Origin of the sequence: Pseudoalteromonas sp. (assembly GCF_036960685.1) — a bacterium.
Classification (GTDB): Bacteria; Pseudomonadota; Gammaproteobacteria; order Enterobacterales; family Alteromonadaceae; genus Pseudoalteromonas.
On sequence record NZ_JBALXK010000018.1, the window covers coordinates 92,648 to 98,892 of the forward strand.

A 6,245-nucleotide genomic window follows, 5' to 3' on the forward strand; every position below is an offset into this window, starting at 1 on the left:
GCTTAACTTTGTTGTTATTACACCGTGAGTAAATACCTATGAACGATACCGAAAAAAGCGATAAAAAGCACTATCCCGCCGTTTGGATCTCCGATGTACATTTAGGCTATAAAGATTGTAGGGCTGATTACCTGCTCGATTTTTTAAATAGTATTGAATGTGAAACCCTTTATTTAGTTGGTGACATAGTTGATTTGTGGTCAATGAAACGAAACTTCTTTTGGCATGCAAGTCACTATCAAGTATTAGCCTGTATTCAAGCTAAAGCCGAGCAAGGAACCCGGGTTATTTATATACCAGGCAACCATGATGAAACTTTTCGGCAATACGTCAATAACAGCTTATTTGGCATAGAAGTTCACCAGCAGTTTATTCACACCACCAAAGCCAATAAGCGATTTCTGCTCGTTCACGGGGATGATTTTGATTCCGCCACGCGGTATAACAAGTTAATTAGTATTGCTGGTGATGCAGGGTACGACTTGTTGTTATTTTTAAATCGTTGGACTAACCGTATACGCCGCTTATATGGTGGTAACTATTGGTCACTAGCATCATGGATAAAAGCCCGAGTTCACAAAGCCCGAGAAGCCATCGAAGCATTTGAAAATGCCGCAATCCATGAAGCCAAAAAACAAGGTGTTGATGGCATAATCTGTGGCCATATTCACCACCCGCAATTAAAAGTTGTTGATGGCATTGTTTATTGTAACGATGGTGATTGGATAGAAAATTGCACTGCGTTAGTTGAGCAAGAAAATGGCCGAATTGAGTTACTCCATTGGTCAGAAACTCAAAAAGTCATTAACTCTGCAGATATTGCCTCGCTTGATACACTAACAAATACCGCCTCAGGCAACACAAAAACAGCAGCTTAGTAAAAACCTCACTAACAGAGAACCAGTCAGATTTGGTTTTTAGTACATAATCAAATCTGACTAGTCCTAACCATTTAATCATTCTATAAGAAAATAAATCCGTTAAAATCCGGTTGCTATTTATACTATGCGTCTACAAAAACTTAAGTACTTTGCTAATAGATTATTTTTTCGCTGAGCGATAAAGCTTATTTCTATTATTGGCGATAATAAACTTTATCTACTATCTATTATGAGTAAACATTAAATAAGGATGTTCAATGCATAACTCACATACAGTTAAAAAATTAATTAGTGGCCCTAATTTTGGACATAAAACAGCTAGTTCGTTTAAAGTGTGGGGATGTTGTAGTAAAAAAGGTAACTGGCTATTAGTTATCAAAGTAATTGCTCCTGACGACTCGCTTATCTATCAAGGGCAAATACCTACTTTACATAAACTTAAAAATGTTGGGTTTGTAGAAATAACAGGGTTAGAACCATCTACTAGTTACTCAGTATTTATTGGTAAGGCTAAAGCCTTGACATCGTTAGATTGGACTAATATCTCCCCATTGGAAGTAAAAACCTTCCCCAGTTCTGGTTCTAGAACAAAATTTATCCTTACCTCATGTAGACACTCAGATCAATTAGCTTCTTTTGGAAACAAAAATCTTATGCTAAACATAATGCATAAAAGGTTGAAACAGGAAAGAGACGTCGATTTCAGAATAGCTTGCGGAGACCAAGTTTATGCTGACCACCCTATTACTTATTTAAGTAATAACAATCCACCAAAAACATTTAAAGGGTTCGCTAAACATTACTTTAGAAATTATAACCAAGCCCATAATAATGTTGCTTCACTTATACCAACATATTGTACATTTGACGATCACGAAGTAACGAATGATTGGGCATTAAGTGACTTCACTGATGATCATCATAAAGAGTTAAAAACTAAGAAAGACTCAAGAATATTAAATAATGGTTTACTAGCCTACGATGCATTCCAACATGCTCTCAACCCTGAATTTAGCATACAAGATCTAGAATCGCGTATCGGGGCAGATTATATTTCTAGTAAATTCAAATATTGGTATACATTCCAGCATTCGGATATCAAATTTTTTGCTATGGACACCAGATATCAACGCATAGTTGGGGCTAATTTTAATAAGAGAAATAATGACCTAGAAGCAAACGATAACAATGCATTTGTGCAACTTATAGACCCTGACACTCAGATGCGTTCTCTTAAATCTTTTTTATTAAACAATAAGGATGACGTTAAATTTATTATTAGTTCAATGCCATTTATACCCGACACTAAACCAAGTGGAATTGGACAAGGTAAAGCAATTGCAACTTCACCATTTGATAAATGGAAAGGTGGTCACAAGCAAAGAAAAGAAATATTAGATTTCATTAAAAGCAACCAAATAGTAAATGTGTTTTTCTTATCTGGTGATGTTCACTGCTCTTTTGTTGCACAAGTTACCCATGAGAATAAAATAGTTGCCTATAATATTGTTTCTTCAGCACTTAATTGGCCAACATTCGGACTTGGGAAAGCAAGTTTTCAATTAGGTGAGCTGTTTGGTGCTATTGAATACTCAACGTCAATAATTTCAAAGAAAATCTATAACGAATCTAAAACCCATATTGAAAAACGCAATAATTACACAGAGATTACAGTAACCAACGGTAATATTGAAATTGATATCATTAACAACTTAAATAAAGTTTCCAGCTCAACGAAAATAGCTATTACCTAATAATTTCTAAAGGGATCATTTTATTTGTCTGCCGGAACTATGTAAATCAAGTTTTTAGACGTATTCAAATATAAGTTGTCACTATAAACGACTATAATTCAAAATTGATCATAAAAAAGCCCCAGACAATGCTGAGGCTTTATAAAACGATAGTAATAACGCTAAATTACTTTTTACGCTGTGCGTCTTTTTGTGCTTTTTTGGCTTCTTTACGCTTTTGTAAAACAGCTTGGGCTTCGTTGCCAATATGGCCTTCACCACGAGCTTGAGCTAATTCAATTTGCTTTTGGCGCTCCGCAAATCGTTCTCTTTGCTCGTCGGTCACATCATCAATACAGTGATGGCACGAAACGCCTTCCATGTATTCAGCTTTTAACTTTTCGTCTTCAGTGATTGGCATACGACACGCGTGACACTGATCGTATGAACCCTTTTGTAAGTCGTGATCTACCGCTACGCGGTTATCAAATACAAAGCACTCACCTTCCCACATGGTTTCTTCTTTTGGCACTTCTTCTAAGTATTTTAAAATGCCGCCTTCAAGATGGTATACATCTTCAAAGCCTTGCTCTTTCATATAGGCCGTCGACTTTTCACAGCGAATACCACCGGTGCAAAACATCGCTACTTTTTTGTGTTTACTCGGATCAAGGTTCTCTTTCGCCCACTGCGGGAATTCACGAAAGGTTTTAGTATTTGGGTCTACCGCGTTTTGAAAAGTACCAATTTCGATTTCATAATCGTTACGAGTATCAACTAAAATAACCTCTGGATCTGAAATAAGTGCATTCCAATCTTTTGGTTTTACATAGCTGCCAACCACTTTTAATGGGTCAACACCTTCAACACCCATAGTCACGATTTCTTTTTTTAATTTTACTTTTGTGCGGTAAAACGGGCATTCATCATCGTATGATTCTTTAGAAACGATTTTGTCTAAGTTTGGTTGCTTATCAAGCCAGGCTAATAAATTGTCAATACCTTCACGTTTTGCGGCAACGGTGCCGTTAATGCCTTCTGCAGCGATTAATAACGTGCCACGTACTTCATTGGCTTCCATTACATCAAGTAGTGGTTGGCGCAGTGCTTCAAACTCAGGTAAAGCGACAAATTTATACAAAGCACACACAACAAAGTGCGCACTGGTGACATTATCTTTATGAATGGCTGTCATGGGGATTCCTATTTTGCTTTTTCAAAACCGAATCGTAAATCCGGCGCATTGGGGCGCGTATTTTACGCTTTTTCAAATTAAATGCAAAAAAAGCCGCTATTGATTGGTTTTTACTGTTAGCACAACACCCTACTACGCTATAATAGGTGCAATATTTTTGGCTAATTGCCAACGACTCGCTCAATTTGGAGAAACACACTTTGCACTTTACTGATCTTGGGATTGATACTCGCCTTGAAACACAGCTTGCGCATCAAGGCATCACTCAGCCCACTGATATTCAAGCTCATGCTGTGCCTACTGCCCTTGCAGGCCACGATATTTTCGCTCAGTCTAAAACCGGCTCAGGTAAAACGTTAGCGTTTTTATTACCCGCAGTTCAACGAGTAATGAAACAAAAGGCCCTCAGTAAACGTGACCCACGTGTATTAATTGTTGCTCCAACGCGAGAGCTTGCTACCCAAGTTTTCACTCAACTTAGATTGCTTATTGCCGGTACCAATATCAAAGCCGTTAAAATCCTCGGTGGTGAAAACTTTAACGACCAAATTAAAGCGCTGCGTAATGATCCACATTTTGTTATTGCCACACCAGGGCGTTTAGCCGATCACTTAACCCAGCGCTCTTTACAGTTAAGTGGCTTAGAGCTATTAATTTTTGATGAAGCCGATCGTATTTTAGATTTAGGCTTTACCGAACAACTTAAAATGATTAATGAGTTGGCTGATCATCGCTTACGCCAAACCTTGCTGTTCTCTGCAACACTAGACCATGCACAAGTTGATGCGCTATCTCGCAATTTGTTAAAAAAGCCTAAGCAAATTATGCTCAGCGCCGCGAACGAACAGCATTCAGACATTAAGCAAAGTTTATATTTAGCAGATCATTTAGATCATAAAGAAGCCTTGCTTGAGCACTTTGTAAAACAAGATGACGTAGGTCAATGCATTATCTTTACTGCTACTCGCTCTGATACCACGCGTTTAAGCGAATTGTTGATCAGTAAAGGTTTAAAAGCTCAAGCGCTAGCGGGTGATTTAACGCAAAGTAAACGCCTTGATATTATGGATGCTTTTAGCCGGGAAAACTTTAAAATTTTAATCACCACAGATGTTGCTTCCCGTGGTCTTGATTTATTAAGTGTAACCCATGTAATCAATTTTGATTTACCAAAGCATGCTGAAGAATACGTACACCGTATCGGTCGTACTGGTCGCGCGGGCTTCAAAGGCACGGCTATTTCTTTAGTTGGTCCTAAAGATTGGCCAAGCTATAAAGCGATTAAATCCTTTTTAAATGATGAACTTGAATTTCATACAGTAGCTGGCTTAACTGGCAAATTTAAAGGATTGCGAGAAGTAAAACCAGACACAATAAAAGCAACTGCGCAGCATAAAGCCAAGCCTAAAGCTAAATCGCTCAGTAAACGTAAAGTGAAGCCAAAGCAACCTCAAGCTCCAATTAAAGCGCCGTTAAACATTGATGGTGATGCGCCGATGCGCCGCCGTAAAAAGCCAGAACAGGAATAAACATGAGTTACCTCGGAACTACCCAAACCTTATTTGTAAACGAAGTAAGCAATGAAGGCGCGTACCTTGACGGCCATGAGCTAGGCGAAGTTTTCCTACCTAGCCATGAAATTAAACATGAACTTGAAGCAGGTGATAGCGTTAGTGTGTTTATCTTTTTAGATAACGCTAATCTCGCCACTGCTACAACAAAAAAACCACTGGCCCAAGTAGGTGATTATGCCCTACTGCGTGTTAAAGAAATAAACAGCATTGGTGCTTTCTTAGATTGGGGTCTTGAAAAAGACGTACTTGCCCCATTCAACGAACAAAAACCAAGAATGCAGGAAGGTTATTCTTACCTCGTGCGTTTGTATTTAGATAATGCCAGCGGCCGTATTTGTGCATCTAATAACTTTAATCGCTTTCTAAATAAGACAGAGCCTGCATATACACCACTGCAAGAAGTACAGCTTATAGTGGCTGGAAAAACAGACATTGGTTACAAAGTTATTATTGAAGAAGCTCACTTTGGGGTGATCTTTTATAACATGGTATTTAAAAACATGTTTGTTGGCCAACGCTTAACAGGTTATGTTCAAAAAGTACGTGAAGACGGTAAGATTGACGTTATCCTAGAAAAACCAGGTATGGCTAAAGTAAGCGAGCTTGGCGAAAAGATCATGGATAAGTTAAAACAAGAAGGTGGCGTACTCGCTATAGGTGATAAATCCGATCCTGAACTTATCAAAAAAGTGTTCTCTACCAGCAAAGCAAACTACAAAAAAGCCATTGGTGGTTTGTTTAAGCAAGGGTTAATTGATATTGAAGCTAAGGCTATTAGGCTTAAGTAAGCGGTCAGCGGTCAGCGGTCAGCGGTCAGCGGTCAGCGGTCAGCGGTCAGCGGTCAGCGGTCAGCGGTCAGCGG

Annotated in this window: 5 protein-coding genes; 4 read left to right on the forward strand and 1 reads right to left on the reverse strand. The window is 38.6% G+C overall.

Features of this window, described 5'->3' with window-relative positions; translation table 11 throughout:
- The first annotated feature begins 38 nt into the window (after window positions 1–38).
- Both V7783_RS14970 and V7783_RS14975 read left to right on the forward strand, forming a co-directional pair.
- Window positions 39–878 carry a UDP-2,3-diacylglucosamine diphosphatase gene (locus V7783_RS14970; protein ID WP_335679395.1) on the forward strand — a complete coding sequence of 280 codons (840 nt, stop codon included), beginning with the start codon at window positions 39–41 and terminating at the stop codon, window positions 876–878.
- Between the two features lie 260 nt (window positions 879–1,138).
- Window positions 1,139–2,635 carry an alkaline phosphatase D family protein gene (locus tag V7783_RS14975; protein ID WP_335679396.1) on the forward strand — a complete coding sequence of 499 codons (1,497 nt, stop codon included), beginning with the start codon at window positions 1,139–1,141 and terminating at the stop codon, window positions 2,633–2,635.
- A 166-nt stretch (window positions 2,636–2,801) separates the two neighbouring features.
- On the opposite strand, the gene trhO is transcribed toward V7783_RS14975, so the two are convergent.
- Window positions 2,802–3,809: an oxygen-dependent tRNA uridine(34) hydroxylase TrhO gene (trhO, locus tag V7783_RS14980; protein WP_335679397.1), complete on the reverse strand. Its 1,008-nt coding sequence runs from the start codon at window positions 3,807–3,809 to the stop codon at window positions 2,802–2,804.
- Between the two features lie 200 nt (window positions 3,810–4,009).
- Between trhO and V7783_RS14985 the strand changes: the two genes are divergently transcribed.
- The gene (locus V7783_RS14985; protein WP_335679398.1) at window positions 4,010–5,338 is read left to right on the forward strand and encodes a DEAD/DEAH box helicase; all 1,329 of its coding nucleotides are present in this window, start codon (window positions 4,010–4,012) and stop codon (window positions 5,336–5,338) included.
- Window positions 5,339–5,340: 2 nt separating this feature from the next.
- Window positions 5,341–6,171 (forward strand): CvfB family protein, encoded by an 831-nt coding sequence (locus V7783_RS14990; protein ID WP_335679399.1) that lies wholly within the window; start codon window positions 5,341–5,343, stop codon window positions 6,169–6,171.
- Window positions 6,172–6,245 lie beyond the last annotated feature (74 nt).